Genomic DNA, 18,957 nt, shown 5'->3' with positions numbered 1-18,957 from the left:
TGGCTACGCTTAGAGTCATACTCTTATTTATTTTCAACTGGTTAGCTTGTACGGAGTGCTTATGGGTTTTTGGCGTATTGTCTTTACGATTATTCTTCCTCCGCTGGGCGTGCTGCTCGGTAAGGGGTTTGGCTGGGCGTTTATCCTGAATATTCTTTTGACCTTGCTGGGTTACATTCCCGGTCTTATCCACGCGTTTTGGGTTCAAACCAAAAGCTAAGCCCGCCAGAGTAAATCGCTATAGATGTTCGTCAGCACGCCCGCTGGACCAAACTGCTGTTTGATCCAGCGAGTGACCTGGCCGGTCGCCGCATGTTGTGTGGCAAGCAGCATGCGGGAATCCTGACGCGGATTGTTGATGCGTCGGGTGACCAGTAGCCCGTCTTCTCCCGCCTCGCGGGCCATGTATTCCGGCAAAAAGCCAATCCCTTCTCCCAGAATCTGACACTGGCACTTGGTGTTGAAATCCGGCACCAGAATCGCCTCCTGCCCGTGCAGCAGCCAGCCGACCTTCTTATTAATGGTGTGCGCGGTATCTTCCACCATGATGTTGGGATATAGCCGCAGCTGGCTCTCCGCAATCGGCTCGGGGACAAAGGCCAGCGGATGTTCCGGTGCGATAGCAAATACCCAGCGGATGGCGCCAATCTCGGTGTAATCAATGCCGCCGCCGTCGAGCAGGGTATCCGGCGCACCAATCGCGATATTGGCCTGGTTGTTGATGATGGAATCCCAGACGCCGTTATACACCTCGGTGGTCACCGTGATCTGGCAGGTGGGAAACTGCTTTTTCAGCACCTGCAGCAGGCGTGCAGTATGACGTGGAGTATACAAAAGCTGATTGATACAGATACGCACCCGCGCCTCAATGCCCTGCGAAATGGTATCAATTCCGCGCTTGATGGCGTGAAAGTCGTTCAGCAGGTCGGTTGCCTTGCGGTAAAAGTAAAAGCCAGATTCGGTCAGCTCAATGCTGCGCGTGTTACGCACAAACAACACCACGTCCAGCCCGGTCTCCATGCGTTTAATGGTGTAACTGATGGCCGAGGTGGTCACGCCCAGCTCGGCGGCGGCTTTGCTGAAACTGCCAAAACGTGCCGCAGTGGTGAAGGCCAGCAGGTTCTCTTCGGTAAAGATGGAATTCATATTACGGCTCCTGGTTGCCATCAGTTTTGAACATATTTTAACAGCGCTGTTACATCACATTTGAAGCCGGTCACAGTTCTGGCTATTTGCTCAGGGCCGCGCGGTACAAGGCTTTCTCAGCCATAAGGATAATGCAGCCTGAGGCGCTAAAAAGCGGTAAAACATAAGAAAAAGGTTGCACAGACGCACGTTTTAGCTGAACCGTTGAATTTAACTCAACAATGAATTGCCTGTCGATGAATGAATTTTAAGCGGATTCTTTTATCACCAGGCTGTTGCTATTCTCAGGTCATCAGAAATGAAACATAGGGAGTCTGAATATGTCTGCAACTGCACTGGTGACGGAATTTCTGCTGGCGGCAGAAGAGGGGAACGTCGACGCGCTAAAAGCCTGTCTGGAGAAAGGCGTGGATATTAACGCCACCAACCGCCAGAAAAGAACCGCCATTATTATTGCCAGCCTGAAAAAGCATTATGCCTGTGTGGGATTTTTAATTGCAGCCGGTGCGGATATTGATAAACAGGACCAGACCTGTTTTAACCCCTTCCTGATTAGCTGCCTGACCAATGATTTAACGTTACTGCGCATCGTTCTTCCGGCAAATCCGGACCTGGATCGCCTGACGCGCTTCGGTGGCGTGGGGATTACCCCGGCCAGTGAGAAAGGCCACGTTGAAATTGTGCGCGAGCTGTTGGCAAAAACCGATATTAACGTCAACCACACCAACTTTGTCGGCTGGACGCCGCTGCTGGAGGCCATCGTGTTGAATGACGGCGGCGAGAAACAGCAGGAAATTGTGAAGTTGTTACTGGATAACGGCGCGAACCCGCACATGACCGATAAATACGGTAAAACCCCGCTCGAGCTGGCGCGGGAAAAAGGCTACCACGCGATCGCCGACCTGCTGCTGGCGGCCGGCGCGTAAAGACGACGGTCAGCCTGCTCCGGCTGGCCGCTTAATAAAAAAAGCATTTTTACCGGCGTGCATTTTGCACGACGGCGGCCCCCTTTTATCCGCTTTCAGGAGAAAATAATGCCCACAAAAATCGTGATTAAAAAGAACACTTATTTTGACTCCGTCTCATTAATGTCCATTTCCACTAAAGCCAATAAATTGCCGGGGGTTGAACAGGCCTTTGTGGCGATGGCGACGGAGATGAATAAAGGCGTATTAAAAAACCTTGGACTGCTGACGCCGGAATTAGAAAACGCGAAAAACGGCGATCTGATGATCGTTATTAAAGGCGATGCGGCGAATGATGAAACGCTGGCGGCCATCGAAGCGTTATTTACGCGCAAAGAGCGTGCAGGCTCCCACGAAGCGCGCTACGCCACGATTGCCAGCGCCAAAACCCATCGCCCGGACAGCAACCTTGCGGTGATCTCTGTCAACGGCACCTTTGCCGCCCGCGAAGCACGTCAGGCGCTGGAAAACGATCTTAACGTCATGCTCTTTTCCGATAACGTGTCGCTCGATGACGAGCTGGCGCTGAAGCAGCTGGCCCACCAGAAAGGGCTGCTGATGATGGGGCCGGACTGCGGCACCGCCATTATCAACGGCGCGGGGCTGTGCTTCGCTAACGCGGTATGTCGCGGGACGATTGGGATTGTCGGCGCATCCGGGACCGGCAGCCAGGAACTCAGCGTGCGCATTCATGAATTCGGCGGCGGTGTGTCGCAGCTGATTGGCACCGGCGGGCGCGATCTCAGCGAGAAAATCGGTGGCCTGATGATGCTCGACGCCATCGACATGCTGGAGGCCGATGAAGGCACCCAGGTGATTGCCCTCATCTCCAAGCCACCCGCACCCGCGGTGGCTGAAAAAGTCCTCGCCCGCGCCCGCGCCTGCCGCAAGCCCGTCGTCGTGTGTTTCCTCGGCCGCAACGTACCGCCCGCTGATGAAGACGGCCTGCAGTTTGCCCGAGCCACCAAAGAGGCAGCCCTGAAAGCGGTACTCCTTACCGGCATCGACAAAGCGTCTCTGGATTTGCACCCGCTCAACTGGCCGCTGATTGAAGAGGTGCGCGCCCGCCTGACCCCGCAGCAAAAATACATTCGTGGGCTCTTCTGCGGTGGGACCCTGTGCGACGAAGCGATGTTTGCGGCGCTGGAGAAGTACGACGACGTCTACAGCAACATCCAGCCGGATCCGGCGAAGCGTCTGAGCGACATCAACGTCAGCCAGGCCCATACCTTCCTCGACTTTGGCGATGATGATTTCACCAACGGCAAACCGCACCCGATGATCGACCCGACCAACCGCATCAGCCGCCTGCTGCAGGAGGCGCGCGATCCGCAGGTGGGGGTCATCGTGATGGATTTTGTGCTCGGGTTTGGCGCGCATGAGGATCCGGTTGGCGTGATGCTCGACGCGATCAAAGAGGCGCAGGCGATCGCGAAGGCCGACAGCCGTCCGCTGGCGATCTTAGGCTATGTGCTTGGTACCGACCAGGATCCGCAGAAGCTTGCTCAGCAGTGCCAGCTCCTGACCGATGCGGGCGTCATCTGGGCCAGCAGCAGCACCAATACCGGATTACTGGCTCGCGAATTTGTCTGCAAAGGGGAGAACGCATAATGACCACCTTATTTAACCAGCCGCTGAACGTGATTAACGTCGGTATCGCGATGTTCAGCGACGACCTCAAAAAACAGCACGTTCCCGTGACCCAGCTCGACTGGACGCCGCCAGGGCAGGGTAACATGCAGATCGTTGAGGCGCTCGATCAACTGGCCGAAAAATCGCTGGCGGAGAAAATTGCCGCCGCTAACCACATCGCGCTTGAGCGCATTATTCAGTCCCACCCGGTGCTGGTGGGCTATGACCAGGCGATTAACGTCGTGCCGGGCATGACCCGCAACACCATCCTGCATGCCGGTCCGCCTGTCTCGTGGGAAAACATGTGCGGGGCGATGAAAGGGGCGGTCACCGGCGCGCTGGTGTTCGAGGGGCTGGCGGCAGATCTGGAGGAGGCTGCAAGGCTCGCTGCTTCAGGGGAAATCACCTTCTCGCCGTGCCACGAGCACGACTGCGTGGGCTCGATGGCGGGCGTCACCTCCGCGTCGATGTTTATGCACATCGTTGAGAACAAAACCTACGGCAACCGCGCGTTCACCAACCTCAGCGAGCAGATGGCGAAGATCCTGCGCATGGGCGCCAACGACCAGAGCGTGATTGACCGCCTGAACTGGATGCGCGACGTGCTCGGCCCGATGCTGCGCGACGCGATGAAGATCGTCGGTGAAATCGATCTTCGTCTGATGCTGGCCCAGGCGCTGCACATGGGCGACGAGTGCCACAACCGCAACAACGCGGGCACTACGCTGCTGATCCAGGCCCTGACGCCGGGTCTGATCCAGGCGGGTTATCCTGTTGAGCAGCAGCGTGAGGTGTTCGAGTTTGTCGCCAGCAGCGACTACTTCTCCGGCCCGACGTGGATGGCAATGTGCAAAGCCGCGCTGGACGCCGCCCACGGCATTGAGTACAGCACCGTTGTCACCACCATGGCGCGCAACGGCTACGAGTTCGGTCTGCGCGTCTCCGGCCTGCCGGGGCAATGGTTCACCGGCCCGGCGCAGCAGGTCATTGGCCCGATGTTTGCGGGCTATAAGCCGGAAGACTCCGGGCTGGATATCGGCGACAGCGCAATTACGGAAACCTACGGCATCGGCGGTTTTGCCATGGCGACGGCGCCGGCGATTGTGGCGCTGGTGGGCGGCACGGTGGAAGAAGCCATCGACTTCTCCCGCCAGATGCGCGAAATCACCCTCGGCGAAAACCCGAACGTCACCATTCCGCTGCTCTCTTTTATGGGCATCCCGACTGCCATCGACATCACCAAAGTGGCAGGCAGCGGCATTTTGCCGGTCATTAATACCGCCATTGCCCACAAGGACGCCGGTATCGGCATGATTGGGGCGGGCATCGTTCACCCGCCGTTCAGCTGTTTTGAAAAGGCGCTGTTGACCTTCCGCGATCGCTACGTTTTATAAGGCATGCATCCATGAAAAACATGAAACTGGAGTGGAAAAGAGGTGACTGGGCGGCTTATTTCGGGTTGATGACCAACAACCTGACCAATTTGCTGACCATGATGGGGCTGCTCATTTTTGTCGTCGGCATCCCGAAGGAGATTGTTTATGGACGCATCGCGCCAGCCTTCGGGCTGGCGGTGCTGGTGGCGAGCATCTGTTATGCCTGGTTTGGCCTGCAGATGGCCCGTGCCACCGGGCGCACGGACGTGACGGCGCTGCCGTCCGGCCCGAGCGCGCCGTCGATTTTTACCGTGACCTTCCTGGTCCTCATGCCCGTCTACCAGCAGACCGGGGATGCGGATTTCGCGATTCAGATCGGTCTGGTGTGGTGCTTTGTGGAAGCAATGATCCTCGCGGGCGGTTCGTTCCTCGGGGAGACCATCCGCAAGATGATCCCGCGCACCGTACTGCTGTCGTGTCTCTCCGGTTTAGGCCTGCTGCTGCTGGCGATGAACCCGATGCTCCAGGCGTTTGAAGCGCCGACCGTGTCATTCATCGTACTGCTGCTGATTTTTATCAACTGGTTCGGCAAAAAGCCGATTTTCGCCAAAATCCCGACCGGTCTGCTGTTGCTGATTGCCGGTACGGCATTAGCGTGGATCTCGGGGCTGCAAAGCCCGGAAGCCATTAAGGCGTCTATGTCATCCTTCGGCTTTAACCCGCCGGAAGTGCACGTCGACAGCTTTATGCAGGGGCTGCCGCACGCGCTACCGTATCTGGCATCCGCCGTGCCGCTGGGGCTGGCGAATTATATCTTTGACCTGGAGAACATCGAAAGCGCCCACGCGGCGGGGGATGAGTACCCGACCCGTAAGGTGATGCTGGCGAACGGTCTGGCGTCGATGCTGGGCTGCCTGATGGGTAACCCGTTCCCGGTCACGGTCTACGTCGGCCACCCGGGCTGGAAAGCGATGGGGGCCAGCATTGGCTACACGCTGGCTTCCGGGGTGACCATGTTCATCGTGCCGCTGTTCGGGCTGGGGGCATTTATGCTCGCCATCATTCCGATGACTGCCATCGTGCCCATTCTGGTGTTTATCGGCGTCGTTACCGCTAACCAGGTGGTGCGGGAAACGCCGAAAGTGGAGGTGCCCGTCATTTTCATCTGCCTGTTCCCGTGGATCGCCAACTGGGCGCTCACCATGATGAACAGCGTGATGAATGCGGCAGGGACCAGCGCAGCGAAAATCGGCACCGACGTGCTGCACAGCAAAGGGATTTACTACGAAGGGCTGATGCATCTCGGCAACGGCGCGCCGCTTGCCAGCATGCTGTGGGGCTGTATCGCTATCTTCGCCATCATCAACAAGCCGCTGCGCGGGGCCGTTGCGGCCGCGGGTGGGGCGCTGCTGGCACTGTTTGGGGTGATCCACGCCCCGGTGGTGGGCTTTGCCGAAGGCAGTTCGCTGATGTTCGTTACGGCCTACCTGATGATGGGCGGCATGTTTGTGGTGAAGCATGTGCTGGATAGCCGCGAAGCGGCGAGCGCTGCGACTGGTACCGTTGCGAAGGAAAACGTATGAAAGAGCTTATGGTCGTCGCCATCGGCGGCAACAGCATTATCAAAGACAACGCCAGCCAGTCGGTTGAGCATCAGGCGCAGGCGGTCAAAGCGGTGGCAGAGTCCGTGCTCGAGATGCTGGCCTCCGACTATGACATCGTACTCACCCACGGCAACGGTCCCCAGGTGGGGCTGGATCTGCGCCGGGCCGAAATCGCTCACGAACGGGAAGGGCTCCCTCTGACGCCGCTGGCAAACTGCGTCGCGGATACCCAGGGCGGAATCGGCTACCTGATCCAGCAGGCACTCAATAACCGCCTGGCGGGGCGCGGGGAGCAAAAAGCGGTCACGGTCGTCACCCAGGTCGAAGTGGATAAAGACGATCCCGGCTTTACGCACCCGACGAAACCGATTGGCGCTTTCTTCAGCGAGGCGCAGCGCAATGATCTGAAGCAGGCGCACCCGGACTGGCATTTTGTCGAGGATTCAGGCCGCGGCTATCGCCGCGTCGTGGCCTCGCCGCAGCCGCTGCGCATCGTAGAGGCAGATGCCATCAAGGCGCTGACGCAAAAAGGTTTTGTGGTGATCGGCGCGGGCGGTGGAGGCATTCCCGTCGTGCGCTCGGAGCAGGGCGACTACCGCAGCGTCGACGCGGTAATAGATAAAGATCTCTCCACCGCGCTGCTGGCACGGGAGATCCGCGCCGACGTGCTGGTCATCACCACCGGCGTGGAGAAGGTGTGCATTCACTTCGGCAAGCCGAACCAGCAGGCGCTGGATACCGTCAACGTGGCGCAGATGACGCGCTACATGGAGGAAGGCCATTTCCCGGCAGGGAGCATGTTGCCCAAAATCGTGGCCTCGCTGGAATTTTTACACCACGGCGGTAGGCGAGTGATTATCACCTCCCCGGACTGTCTGCCCGCGGCACTGCGCGGGGAAACCGGTACCCATATTGTGAATGAAGGAAAATAAGATGAATGATAATAAAAGCCGCCGCGAATTTATCAGACAGAGCGGCAAAATGGTCACCGCCTGCGCGCTGTTTGGTGCCACCGGCTCCGTCGCGTATGCTGCGGATACCGCTGCGCCCGCCTGCGAGACCGGTAAACCGATGAACATCACCGCGAAGCATTACTATCTGGACAACGTGCTGCTCGAAGCCGGGTTTACTTTCGACGGCAGCGTGGCGACGAGCACCCGCACCGAGCTGAAAACGCTGGAGATTAAAGACGGCAAGATCGTCGCCCTGCGCGATAACATTAGCCACGCCGACGCGTCTCTGCCTCACTATGACGCGGGTAAAAAACTGATGCTCCCGGCGATGCGCGACATGCACATCCATCTGGATAAAACCTTCTACGGCGGTCCGTGGCGCTCCCTGAACCGCCCGGCGGGGACCACGATTCAGGACATGATCCGCCTTGAGCAGAAGCTGCTGCCGGAGCTGCAGCCCTACACCCAGGAACGCGCGGAGGCACTTATCGACCTGATCCAGTCGAAAGGTTCCACCATCGCCCGCAGCCACTGCAACATTGAGCCGGTTTCCGGCCTGAAAAACCTGGAAAATCTGCAGGCGGTGTTATCGCGCCGCCAGCCTGGCTTTGACTGTGAAATTGTCGCGTTTCCACAGCACGGACTGCTGCTTTCCCATTCTGAAAAACTGATGCGCGACGCGATGCAGGCCGGTGCGCACTACGTGGGCGGGCTGGACCCGACGAACGTCGACGGCGCGATGGAGAAATCTCTCGATCTGATGTTCCAGATAGCGCTGGATTACGACAAAGGGGTGGATATTCACCTGCATGAAACCAGCCCGGCGGGCGTGGCGGCGGTGAATTACATGGTGGAAACGGTGGAGAAAACGCCGGAGCTGAAGGGCAAGCTGACTATCAGCCACGCCTTCGCGCTGGCGACGCTTAACGAGCAGGAGGTGGATGCGATTGCGACTCGTATGGCGGCGCAGCAGGTGACCATCGCCTCTACCGTGCCGATTGGTACCCTCCATATGCCGCTGAAACAGCTGCGTGATAAGGGCGTGTTTGTCATGACCGGCACCGACAGCGTGATCGACCACTGGTCGCCGTACGGCCTGGGAGATATGCTGGAAAAAGCCAATCTTTACGCGCAGCTGTACATTCGCCCGAACGAGCAGACGCTCTCCCGGGCGCTCGGTATCGCGACCGGTGACGTTCTGCCGCTGAACGACAAAGGCGAACGGGTGTGGCCGAAAGCGCAGGACGATGCCAGCTTTGTGCTGGTGGATGCCTCGTGCTCCGCCGAAGCCGTGGCGCGGATTTCACCGCGTACCGCGACGTTCCATAAGGGAAATCTGGTCTGGGGTACTGTGGGCTAGAGGCGAGCCGGGTGACGGCTTCGCCTTACCCGGCCTACTGAAACCCTCAAATCATAGGCCGGGTAAGCGCAGCGCCACCCGGCAATGTTTTATACTGGGAGTCACATTCTTAAAGAGGGATCTGCCATGGCACAAAATATCTACGACAACCCGGCGTTTTTCGAAGGCTACGCCCAGCTTCCGCGCTCGGTGCAGGGGCTGGACGGTGCGCCAGAGTGGCCGGCGCTAAAAAGCATGCTGCCCGATTTAACCGGCAAATCGGTTATCGATCTCGGCTGCGGCTACGGCTGGTTTTGCCGCGCTGCGCGCGAACTGGGTGCATCTGACATCACGGGTGTTGATATCTCAGAAAAGATGCTCGCCCGGGCTGCGGAGCTTACCGCTGACCCACAGATTCATTATCAGCGTAGCGATCTGGAGTCGCTGGCGCTCAAAGATAACAGCCTCGACCTGGTCTACAGCTCGCTGGCACTGCACTACCTGCCGGAACTGGATACGTTATTCGCCAACGTTCAGCGCGCGCTTAAACCCGGTGGCAGCCTGGTCTTCTCGATGGAGCACCCCATTTACACCTGCGCCACCCGCCAGGGCTGGCTGACCGACGACAACGGCGAGCGGTTCTGGGGCGTGAATCATTATCAGGACGAGAGCCAGCGCGTCAGCAACTGGCTGGCGGACGGGGTCATCAAGTATCACCGTACGCTGGGCACCACGCTCAACGCGCTGATCAAGGCCGGATTAACGATAAGCGAAGTCAACGAATGGGGGCCAACGCAGGGGCAAATTGCGGCCTGGCCCGCGCTGGCCGAAGAGGCAGAGCGCCCGATGCTGGTGCTGATCGCCGCCCGTAAGGCTCAGTAACCAACCTTATACACCCGACCGCTCTGTACCCCTTCCACGCTGCGGCGATAGGCCTGCGCCACGGTTGCAGCGGGGACGCTCTCAAAGCCGGGGAAGAAACCGTCGTACGCTTCAGCGGATTCCGTCAGGACCGTCGGGCTAATCAGGTTAATGCGGATCCCGCGCGGCAGCTCACAGGCTGCGGCGCGAACAAACCCTTCCAGTGCGGCATTCACGGTGGTGGCGTTTACTCCCTGGGCAATCGGCTCGTGCGCCACAATGCCGCTAATCAGGGTGATAGAGCCCCCTTCGTTCAGATAGTGTTGGCCGGTTAGCGCAAGGCGCACCTGCCCCAGAAGTTTATCCTGCAGGCCCTGATTAAAGTCGCTGTCTTTCATGGTCGCAAGCGGGCCAAAGTAGAGGCCACCGCTGGCGGAGACAATGGCATCCACCCGGCCAATTTTCTCGAACAGCGCCTGCACGCTCTCCTGCGAGGTGATATCCACCTGATAGTCGCCCCGCGTGCGACCTACGCGGATCACCTCATGACGGCGGCTTAGCGCTTCTGTTACTGCCTGACCGACCGTACCACTGGCACCAATAATCACGATTTTCATAGCAGACTCCTTATGTGTGAGCCTTCATTCTTTAATAAATAAAAAGTCAGATAAACTGGGCTAAAGTTAGAAGATTGCTAACCAGAGGTTCGGAATATGGATAAGCTTCGCGGCATGGAGACGTTTATCGCGGTGGTAGAAAGCGGCAGCTTTACCGGCGCGGCCTCCCGCCTTGAGATGTCGGCGGTCATGGTGGGAAAGTATATTGCGTTGCTGGAGTCCCAGCTTGGCACCCGCCTGCTTGAGCGTAACACGCGTCGTCAGAGCCTGACGGATGCGGGCCGCGTCTATTTTGAAGAAGCCAGACGGGTGCTGGAGCAGGTCTCAATCGCCGAAAACGCGGTTGAACGCCTGCGTGCCACACCGGCCGGAACCCTGCGCGTCACGGCGCCTACGTCGTTTGGCGGCTGCGTGATCGCCCCGCTCACCGCCACCTTTTTACAACGTTACCCGCAGGTGCGCATCGAACTGGATCTGACTAACCGAATGGTCGATCTGGTGGAGGAGGGGGTCGATTTGGCCATTCGCATTGGTGATATTCGCAATGACGATCTGGTGGCGAAATATTTGTGCCCCTACAACATGGTGATCTGCGCCGCACCGGACTATTTAGCGCGACACGGTACGCCGCAAACGCCTGCCGATCTGGTGGATCATCTGTGTCTTTCGCACACGGTATGGACCGCGCGTAACGAGTGGCGGCTACCGGGCGTGGAAGGGGAAGTACGCTGGAAGCGTGATGCCATCTTAAGATGTAACGACGGCTATGGCCTGCGTATGGCGGCATGCGCAGGGGCGGGGCTGTTGCTACAACCGGAAGTGCTGGTGGCGGAAGAGCTGGCAAGCGGCAGGTTGATTCGGGTACTGGAGCCGTTCACCCCCGCGCCGAGGCCGGTGCATTTATTGTGGCGCCAGGATTTACGTCCTCTTCCGAAGCTAACGGAATTTATCGCTCATATTCTGCTAAGATTGGGCACAATATAAAAAAAGAAGGTAATCAAAGAATGTCTGCAAACAAACTCGCCAGCAGCGCGCAGGGCCTGCAATCATCTGCCATCCGTGAATTATTAAAACATAGCAAAATGGCTGGCGTGATTTCGCTGGGCGGAGGGATTCCGAACCCCGATTTGTTCGATCACGAAGGGCTTAAAATAGCCGCGGATGCCGTCTTATCGCAACATTTTGGCGAGGCGTTTCAGTATGGTCTGACCGAAGGTTTTCCAGGACTGCGGGAAGAGATCCAACGCATCTGTGAAGGACGCGGCATTGCCTGTAAAGCCGATGACGTGGTGGTGACGTCCGGTTCGCAGCAGTCTCTCGACGTGCTGGCGCGTGCATTAATCAACCCAGGCGATACCGTCGTCGTCGAGCGTCCAACCTATCTTGCCGCGCTGCAGGTTTTCGGTCTGGCGCAGGCGAATTTTGAGTCCGTCGGCACCGACGGCGACGGCATGAAGGTCGACGAACTTGAGGCGCTGGTGGCAAAGAAAACCATCAAAGCGGTTTATATCGTCCCGACCTTTGGTAACCCGGGCGGCGTGACGCTCTCTGAAGCGCGTCGTAAACATCTGGTGGAATTATCGAAACGCTATGATTTCGTCATTATTGAAGACGACCCGTACAGCGAAATTAACTACACCGATGAGGTCTTCCGCCCGTTAATTGCCCATGCCAAAGACATCGGTAACGAAGAGAACGTGGTCTACACCTCAACCTTCTCTAAAATACTCGCGCCGGGCACCCGCGTAGGCTGGGTGCTGGTGCCGGAGTGGCTGAAGCGTGCAGTGGTGAACCTTAAGCAAACCACCGACCTGCACACCAGCACGCTGTCGCAGTTAATGACGTATGAGTACCTGAAAACCGGTCGCCTGGCCGGGCAGATTAAGATGATCCGCGAAGCTTATCGCCAGAAATACCAGACCTTCGCCACCGAACTGGAAGCGGAGCTGGGTGATGTGATGTCGTTCCACAAGCCTAAAGGCGGCATGTTCCTGTGGGCGAAAATGAACAACGGTATGAACACCACCCGCTGGCTGGAAAAGACGTTAAGCAACGGCGTGGTATTTGTCCCGGGCGAGTTTTTCTACTGCAATGAACCGGACCAGACCACGCTGCGCATGTCGTTTGTGACACCAACAGATGAGCAGCTGAAAGAGGCGGTGCAGCGCCTGAAGAAATCGCTTTAAAAGACCTGCGCATAATGGCATTCCTGCCGTTATGCGCAATACGCGTTCAGGGCGGCACGGGCCGCGATCGTTCATGGTGAGTTCCATGTTTGAATTTCTGATCGGTGTTGTTACGCACACGCCCGCCTGGGTGTGGGTGTTGTTTATCTTCCTCATCTCCCGTGGTATCAAAGCCCGCAGGCCCGCCACCGTTACGCTGGAGAGGCTTGCCATTATCCCGGCGATCTTTCTGGTGTGGGATATTTACGATCTGGTGCTCTATCGCACGTTGACGCCTGCGACTGTCGCATTGTGGACGGGGGGGATCTTCGCCGGTGCCGCGCTGGGGTATCTCCTGATTAAGCGGGCGGTTATCACCCGGGCAGATGCGCCGCGTACGCTTTACCGCCAGGCAGACTACACCGCGCTGCCGTTTATGATGCTGGCGTTTGGCGTGAAGTATGTGCTGGGGGTGATGAGCGCGGTTTCGCCTCAGACGATGCAACAACCCGCCATGAGCGCGCTGGCGATCGTCTCCGGGGGCGTGTTTGCCGGCGTATTTATTGGGAAATTTGCGCGGTATGTTGGGGTGTATAATCGTACCGCACTTCACCGGGCGGAATGAACTTCGTTAACTGGCGGCAGCTGACTCGCGTCATGCGGGCAATGGAGTGGCTGGCGGCGGGGAAGCCGGTAGGGTGGATTGCGCTGTCCTGCGGCTACAGCAGCGTCAGCGCATTCATTGAGGTTTTCAGAACATGGACCGGTAAAACGCCGGGGCAGTGGGCGATTAAAGAAGACCCTTTTGCGCGAAGGTCATGCGGGTAGCTTCGTTGAGATCCAGATCTTTTAACGATTCCGGATTAACCCAGGCGATCTCCTGAAACTCCTCATTAAACGTGACGTCCCGGTTGGCGCTCATGCAGTCGAAGATCAGATAGATCATATAAATCTCCTCGGTGGTGCCATCGGCGTAGGTTTTTACCCTGATGTCATCGCGAAAAGCCCATGGCGTGACCGAGACGATCTCCAGCGCTTCGCCCAGCTCTTCGCGGATCTCACGGCGCAACGCCTGTTCCATGGTTTCGCCCGGTTCCATTCCGCCGCCGGAGAGGGCCCATTGACCGGGAAACACGCCGCGATCGTCGGCCATTTTACACAGCAGATAGGCACCGTCGTTCTGGATGATGGGGCAGACAATGGTTCGTTGGCGCATGATTTCTTCCTGAAAAATGAATTTGGGCTACTTTAGCAGATAAGGCGGGGGAGGTTATGTTAGGGGGGGATTCTCATCCCTCGGTTTTCCACATTTTGTTGCAGATTCAGCCAGAATTCAGCGCTGATATCGAATGCTTTCGCCCGTTTTAACGCCCTATCGGCGGTGAATTTTTTCTGTGTTGTGGTCTGACGCCCTCACCCCAACCCTCTCCCACAGGGAGAGGGAGAAAACCGCATTCCCCTTAGCTTTAGTGTGTAGGACTGGTAAGGCGATTGACTACCGCTCCCGCAGCGCCTCTTTCGCCCGGTTAAACGGCTTAATCAGATAATCCAGCACCGTTTTCTCGCCGGTCTTGATGTCCACTGTCGCAATCATGCCCGGTACAATCGAGAAGTGCCTGCCCGCTTTATTGACCAGGTAATCCTGGCTGGTGCGGATAAACACCCTGTAATAGAACACTTCCGGCTTGGCTTCGTCCTGGATGGTGTCCGGTGAAATGGTCTCTACCACCCCATGCAGACCGCCGTAGATGGCGTAATCGTAGGCGGTGATTTTGACCAGCGCCTCCTGGTTCGGGTGGATAAAGGCGATATCGCGCGGCGAGAGGCGGGTTTCAATCAGCAGGTGATCGTCCACCGGCACAATCTCCATCAGCTCGCCGTTAGGCGGGATCACGCCGCCGATGGTGGTGACTTTGATGTTTTTCACAATCCCGCGCACCGGGGATTTTACCGTCAGGCGGGTGACGGAATCCTGGCGGCCTTTAAGGACCGCGGAAACCATATCCACTTCCGCGTTAGCCTTGGATAACGCCTCGCGCGCCTGAACGTAATACTGCGAGCGCACGTCGGTGAGCTTCAGCTCCAGGTCACTTTTCTGTCGCTGCAGGCGCAGCACCTCCACATGGCTGGCGGCCCCGGTTTTAACCAGCCTTTGGGTGATCGCCAGCTCTTTATTGGCGAGATCTAACGCGGCGCGCAGCTCCCGTTGGGTATCATCCAGCTGCGCACGGCGGGAGTTGTAGAGTCGCGTTTCGGCGGCAATCAGATCCGGCCATTTTGCCAGCGAAGGCGGGAACGTTAGCGGGAGATCGTTCACCTCGGCATTCAGACGTGCGCTGGAGGCCAGTGACGCGCGGTAGCGCGCTGCACTTTCACCGACGTTCGATTCGGAACGCGTCGGATCAAGTCGCGCCAGCACCTGTCCTGCCTGCACCTGATCGCCCTCATGAACGTTCAGCTCGGTGAGGATCCCGCCGTCGAGCGACTGTAATACCTGTTCGCGCGAGCTGGGGATGACTTTCCCCGAGCCGGTTGAGACCTCATCCAGCACGCCAAACCATGCCCAGACGCCCAGGGCCACAAACATCAGCAACGAGAAGATGACGATTCGACGTGCGCCGGTGTAGCCACTTTCGGATTCAAGCGCGTTATCCAGATCGTCCATTGCGGCAACGTCACGCTAACTGATTTTCATTTTTCCACTCCCGTCCGGTTGCTGCCTGCTGCTGCTGTTGCTGAATGCGGCTGTTGTTAAGCGCCTGCGCTTTTGGCGCGTCCATCACCAGCATCCCTTCTTTCAGTACGACCACGCGCTCCACCAGCTCCAGCACCGGCACGCGGTGGGTGGCGACAATCAAGGTACGGTTGCCGAGCCAGTCGCCCAGACGCTGGATAAACTCCCGTTCAGTGTGCTCATCCAGCGACGCGGTCGGTTCATCCATCAGCACGATATTCGGATCGCGCAGCAGCATCCTCGCCAGCAGAATGGACTGCCGCTGCCCGCCGGAAAGCCCCACGCCGTTTTCCATGATCGGGTAGTCCAGCCCTTTGGGCAGTTTCTGCACAAAGCCCGCTGCGCCGGTTAACTCCAGCGCCTCGAAAATTTCTTCGTCGGTGGCGCGTGGCATGCCAAGGGTGATGTTCTCGCGCAGGGTGCCGTAAAACAGCCGCGCGTTCTGGGTCATAAAGCCGACGTTGCGCCGCACGTCCGCCACGTCGAGATGTGGCAGGCTGAGGTTATCAAGCCGCAATTCGCCCGCCGCCAGATCCATTCCGCCCGCCATGGCCTGTAGCAGTGTCGACTTGCCCGCGCCGTTACGTCCGAGGATCGCCACTTTCTCGCCCGGCTTGATCTCCAGACGGTTAATGCGTAGCGCCATGCGCGGATCGTCCGGTTGATAGCGGAACTGCGCCTGCTCGAAAAGATAGTGTCCGCGCAGGACGTCCTGGCGGATCGGCGTCTCTTCGCGCTGGTTCTCGGTCGGCAACTGCATAATGCTGTCCAGCCCCTCTTTGGCGGCCTTCACCTGCTGCCAGCGGGCCAGCACGCCGCACAGCGTCGCCATCGGCGCGATCATCCGGGAGGCCAGCATCGACGCGGCAACCACCGAACCGGTGGTCAGGGTGCCGTCGATCACCATTGGCGCGCCGACCACAATCACCGCGGCGTAGACCAGGCTCTGGATGGTCATCCCCCAGCTGATCAGGTTCTGCGTCAGTTCGCGGGTGCGCAGGCCGGATTCGGCGGTGATCTGGATATAGCTGTTCCACTGCTGCAAAAAGCGGTTCTCCGCCTGCATCAGCTTGATGTCCTCCAGCCCCTGCACGCTCTCCACCAGCACCGCGTTGCGCAGGGTTGATTCATGCGCCGACTGCTTCGCCAGTTCCGCCAGCTTCTTCTGCAGCAGCAGGCCGGGCAGGACCATGATCACCGCCGCGACCGGGGCGATCCACGCCAGCTGCGGCGCGATGATCGCCAGTACCACCACAAACAGGAAGAAAAAGGGCAGGTCGACAATGGTCGAGATGGTGGAAGAGGTCACCATCTCGCGGATCTGCTCCAGCTCGCGCAGCTGGGAGATAAAGCTGCCGGTGGAGCGCGGAATGGCGCTGTGGCGCAGCCGCAGGGCGTGGCCGAACACGCGGTCTGAGACCCGCAGATCCGAGCGTTTGCCCAGCAGATCCATAATGTGTCCGCGCGCCACGCGCAGCACAAAACCAAACAGGGTGGCGATCAGCACGCCGATGGTCAGGACGTAAAGCGTCGGGTAGGACTGGGCAGGGATCACCCGGTCATACACCTGCATGGAAAAGACAATGCCGGAGAGGGAGAGCAGGTTGATGAACAAGGCTGCCAGCATCACCCAGCTGTACGGGCGCAGATCGCGCATCACCAGCCGGTAGAGCCAGTCCGGGCGGTATTTCGAGATGTAGGCATCCACGCGGCTGTCCTTCAGCGCGGCCAGCGGGCGCAGGGCAATAACGTGGCGGATGGTGGGCAGCAGCGCGCTCATCGACAGACGGTTGGTATGCATCTTGTCGTCGAAAAAGCTGACGTCCAGCGTGTCTTCCCCGTCGAAGCTGTCGACCACGCCAATTTTTCCGTCGTTCAGCGCCACCACCACCGGCAGGCGCCAGCTGTTGATCGACTGCCGATCGGCCGTGAGCAGCTGGAACGTCAGCCCGGCTTCCCGGGCAAGCTGCGTCAGGGCAGGTACCATCGGTTTGCCTTTCAGCCAGGGAGCGCCTGCAATCAGCGCACCGGGCGAGCAGGCGACGCGGTAGCGCGTGGCAACAAAGCCAAACGCCTGCGCCCACTGCGCCAGCGCCTCATCCGTCATTGTTTCTTCTTGCGGGATTTCGCGTTGCTTCATGGCTGGATCTCCACGGTCTGGATGGTGCGGTTATCAAGATCGAACGCATGACGCAATTGTCCGGTGTTATAGAGGCAGTTGAGCTGTAACTGGTGCAACTGACCGAGGGTCTGTTGCTGGGTGAAGCGTGCCTGATAGACCTCCTGCTCGGCGTTGAGCACGTCAAGCAGCGGGCGCGAGCCGAGATCGAGATACTGCTGCTGGTAAAGCTCGCGGGTACGGGCGCTGAGCGCCTCCTGGCGGCCCTGAATTTGCAGCGTGCTTTGCAGGCTCATCACCTGGCTGCGGGCCTCCAGCAGTTTCTGGCGGACATCAAGACGGGTACGCTGAATGGTCGACTGCGCCGCTTCCACCGCGTGTCCGGCAGCGTTACGCCGGGCGGTGAGGCCGCCGCCCTGATAGAGGGGCATCTGCACCTTCACCCAGGCGGAATATTGCGTGCGATCCCGCGTTTCGCTGCCCGCGTAGCGATCGTTCAGATAGTGACGGACCTCCGGCTCCAGCGAGACGGTTGGCGTCATCTGCGCGTCGGCGTAGTCGAGGTTCGCCTGGGCGACGTTGGCCTGGGCCCAGGCGGCAAGGACCGACGGAACCAGACGATCGTCCGGCTCGGCGATGTCACAGCTGCGGGCCAGCTTTTGCGGAAAATCATTGCTGATCGCGTTCAGGCTGTTCCAGCCGAGAAAGCTCATCAGCGTGGCACGGGCGCTGTCGAGGCTGGCCTGATACTGCATCAGCTGCGCGCGCGCGCCTTCAATACGTGCGTCGGTCTGCACCACGTCAGAAAGCGAGGTCGCCCCTTCGTCGTTACGCTGACGGGTCAGTGTGCCTATTGAGGAGAGGGCATCGAGCTGCTCTTTGGCGGTGTCGACCATCTGCTGCCAGGTTTGCACCTGCACCATGGCGACGGCGGTATCATGGGCAATGGTGTCGATGCTCACCAGCACGTTGGCCTGCTGCTGGGCAACCCCGGCATTTTCGGCTCGTACCTGGCTGGCCACTTTACCGAAGTCGTAGAGCATTTGTGAAAGAGAGAGCACCAGCGACGGCGTAAAGCCGTTCTGATCGCCGTCGTGGGAGTACCCGTTGTCCATGCCCGCGTTAATTTGCGGATAGTATTTCGATTTGGCGACGTCGACTTCTTCGCTCTGTTCGTAGAGTTTGCCAACGGCTTCACCGATCGCCGGATGCCAGGTAACGGCACGGTTGACGGCCTCGCCAAGCTGTAATGAGCCGGGCGCGGCGTTGCCAGCCGCAGGGGCGACACGGCCATTCAGTGAGGGGAGTTCCTGCGTTTCGCGCAGTTGTCCGGTATTGATGGTCGCCGCCGGATTCGCGCACAGAGCGGGCACAGATATCAGGCAGCACGAGAGCCACCAGTAAGGCATCTTCATTCCCATGTCATGTCCCTAATAAAATAAGTGC

The 18,957-nt window shown here is 58.7% G+C and carries 18 protein-coding genes; 12 read left to right on the top strand and 6 right to left on the bottom strand.

Annotation, left to right across the window (positions count from 1 at the left end; translation table 11 throughout):
• Positions 1-61: 61 nt before the first annotated feature.
• Entirely contained in the window at positions 62-220 is a 159-nt protein-coding gene (locus ACOTXR_RS15070) for a YqaE/Pmp3 family membrane protein (RefSeq protein WP_014884952.1), read from the top strand.
• Here the strand turns inward: ACOTXR_RS15070 and ACOTXR_RS15065 are convergent.
• On the bottom strand, positions 217-1,146 hold the full coding sequence (locus ACOTXR_RS15065) for a LysR substrate-binding domain-containing protein (protein WP_078309474.1): 930 nt from the start codon (positions 1,144-1,146) through the stop codon (positions 217-219). The two genes, ACOTXR_RS15070 and ACOTXR_RS15065, sit on opposite strands and share 4 nt — an antisense overlap.
• A gap of 320 nt (positions 1,147-1,466) precedes the next feature.
• Between ACOTXR_RS15065 and ACOTXR_RS15060 the strand changes: the two genes are divergently transcribed.
• From ACOTXR_RS15060 to ACOTXR_RS15030, 7 genes are all read left to right on the top strand, one after another.
• Positions 1,467-2,072 (top strand): ankyrin repeat domain-containing protein, encoded by a 606-nt coding sequence (locus ACOTXR_RS15060; RefSeq protein ID WP_058690782.1) that lies wholly within the window; start codon positions 1,467-1,469, stop codon positions 2,070-2,072.
• 108 nt (positions 2,073-2,180) lie between these two features.
• Entirely contained in the window at positions 2,181-3,722 is a 1,542-nt protein-coding gene (gene fdrA, locus ACOTXR_RS15055; RefSeq protein WP_058690781.1) for an acyl-CoA synthetase FdrA, read from the top strand.
• Positions 3,722-5,137 carry a DUF1116 domain-containing protein gene (locus tag ACOTXR_RS15050; RefSeq protein ID WP_058690780.1) on the top strand — a complete coding sequence of 472 codons (1,416 nt, stop codon included), beginning with the start codon at positions 3,722-3,724 and terminating at the stop codon, positions 5,135-5,137. Before fdrA ends, ACOTXR_RS15050 begins: the two co-directional genes overlap by 1 nt.
• Positions 5,138-5,148: 11 nt before the next feature.
• Positions 5,149-6,702: a hypothetical protein gene (locus tag ACOTXR_RS15045; protein ID WP_014884947.1), complete on the top strand. Its 1,554-nt coding sequence runs from the start codon at positions 5,149-5,151 to the stop codon at positions 6,700-6,702.
• Positions 6,699-7,655, top strand: coding sequence for a carbamate kinase family protein (locus ACOTXR_RS15040; RefSeq protein WP_058690779.1), 957 nt, complete (start codon positions 6,699-6,701; stop codon positions 7,653-7,655). Before ACOTXR_RS15045 ends, ACOTXR_RS15040 begins: the two co-directional genes overlap by 4 nt.
• Before the next feature lies 1 nt (position 7,656).
• Positions 7,657-9,036: an amidohydrolase family protein gene (locus tag ACOTXR_RS15035; protein ID WP_058690778.1), complete on the top strand. Its 1,380-nt coding sequence runs from the start codon at positions 7,657-7,659 to the stop codon at positions 9,034-9,036.
• Positions 9,037-9,162: 126 nt separating this feature from the next.
• Complete coding sequence (locus tag ACOTXR_RS15030) at positions 9,163-9,897, top strand: class I SAM-dependent methyltransferase (protein WP_047028072.1); 735 nt, start codon at positions 9,163-9,165, stop codon at positions 9,895-9,897.
• Here the strand turns inward: ACOTXR_RS15030 and ACOTXR_RS15025 are convergent.
• Complete coding sequence (locus ACOTXR_RS15025) at positions 9,891-10,493, bottom strand: short chain dehydrogenase (protein ID WP_063666945.1); 603 nt, start codon at positions 10,491-10,493, stop codon at positions 9,891-9,893. The two genes, ACOTXR_RS15030 and ACOTXR_RS15025, sit on opposite strands and share 7 nt — an antisense overlap.
• Positions 10,494-10,589: 96 nt before the next feature.
• Between ACOTXR_RS15025 and ACOTXR_RS15020 the strand changes: the two genes are divergently transcribed.
• The 4 genes from ACOTXR_RS15020 (at position 10,590) to ACOTXR_RS15005 (ending at position 13,486) form a co-directional block, all read left to right on the top strand.
• Positions 10,590-11,477 carry a LysR family transcriptional regulator gene (locus tag ACOTXR_RS15020; protein ID WP_058690776.1) on the top strand — a complete coding sequence of 296 codons (888 nt, stop codon included), beginning with the start codon at positions 10,590-10,592 and terminating at the stop codon, positions 11,475-11,477.
• Between the two features lie 20 nt (positions 11,478-11,497).
• Positions 11,498-12,679, top strand: coding sequence for a PLP-dependent aminotransferase family protein (locus ACOTXR_RS15015; protein ID WP_032635745.1), 1,182 nt, complete (start codon positions 11,498-11,500; stop codon positions 12,677-12,679).
• Positions 12,680-12,764: 85 nt separating this feature from the next.
• Positions 12,765-13,283, top strand: coding sequence for a DUF6622 family protein (locus ACOTXR_RS15010; RefSeq protein ID WP_045281721.1), 519 nt, complete (start codon positions 12,765-12,767; stop codon positions 13,281-13,283).
• Positions 13,280-13,486 carry a helix-turn-helix domain-containing protein gene (locus ACOTXR_RS15005; RefSeq protein WP_226856244.1) on the top strand — a complete coding sequence of 69 codons (207 nt, stop codon included), beginning with the start codon at positions 13,280-13,282 and terminating at the stop codon, positions 13,484-13,486. The genes ACOTXR_RS15010 and ACOTXR_RS15005 overlap by 4 nt, the downstream gene beginning before the upstream one ends.
• On the opposite strand, the gene nudI is transcribed toward ACOTXR_RS15005, so the two are convergent.
• From nudI to ACOTXR_RS14985, 4 genes are all read right to left on the bottom strand, one after another.
• A complete protein-coding gene (gene nudI / locus ACOTXR_RS15000) occupies positions 13,449-13,874 on the bottom strand; it encodes a nucleoside triphosphatase NudI (protein ID WP_045269196.1) in 426 nt (141 codons plus the stop codon). The two genes, ACOTXR_RS15005 and nudI, sit on opposite strands and share 38 nt — an antisense overlap.
• A 279-nt stretch (positions 13,875-14,153) precedes the next feature.
• Complete coding sequence (locus ACOTXR_RS14995; protein WP_086527819.1) at positions 14,154-15,323, bottom strand: HlyD family type I secretion periplasmic adaptor subunit; 1,170 nt, start codon at positions 15,321-15,323, stop codon at positions 14,154-14,156.
• A 10-nt stretch (positions 15,324-15,333) separates the two neighbouring features.
• Entirely contained in the window at positions 15,334-17,532 is a 2,199-nt protein-coding gene (locus ACOTXR_RS14990) for a type I secretion system permease/ATPase (RefSeq protein ID WP_421767049.1), read from the bottom strand.
• A complete protein-coding gene (locus tag ACOTXR_RS14985; RefSeq protein WP_023331126.1) occupies positions 17,529-18,932 on the bottom strand; it encodes a TolC family outer membrane protein in 1,404 nt (467 codons plus the stop codon). The genes ACOTXR_RS14990 and ACOTXR_RS14985 overlap by 4 nt, the downstream gene beginning before the upstream one ends.
• Between the last annotated feature and the right edge of the window lie 25 nt (positions 18,933-18,957).

This window comes from Enterobacter cloacae complex sp. IR53030, assembly GCF_049238365.1.
Taxonomy (GTDB): Bacteria; Pseudomonadota; Gammaproteobacteria; order Enterobacterales; family Enterobacteriaceae; genus Enterobacter; species Enterobacter kobei.
This window is presented reverse-complemented; position numbering and strand designations above follow the sequence as displayed.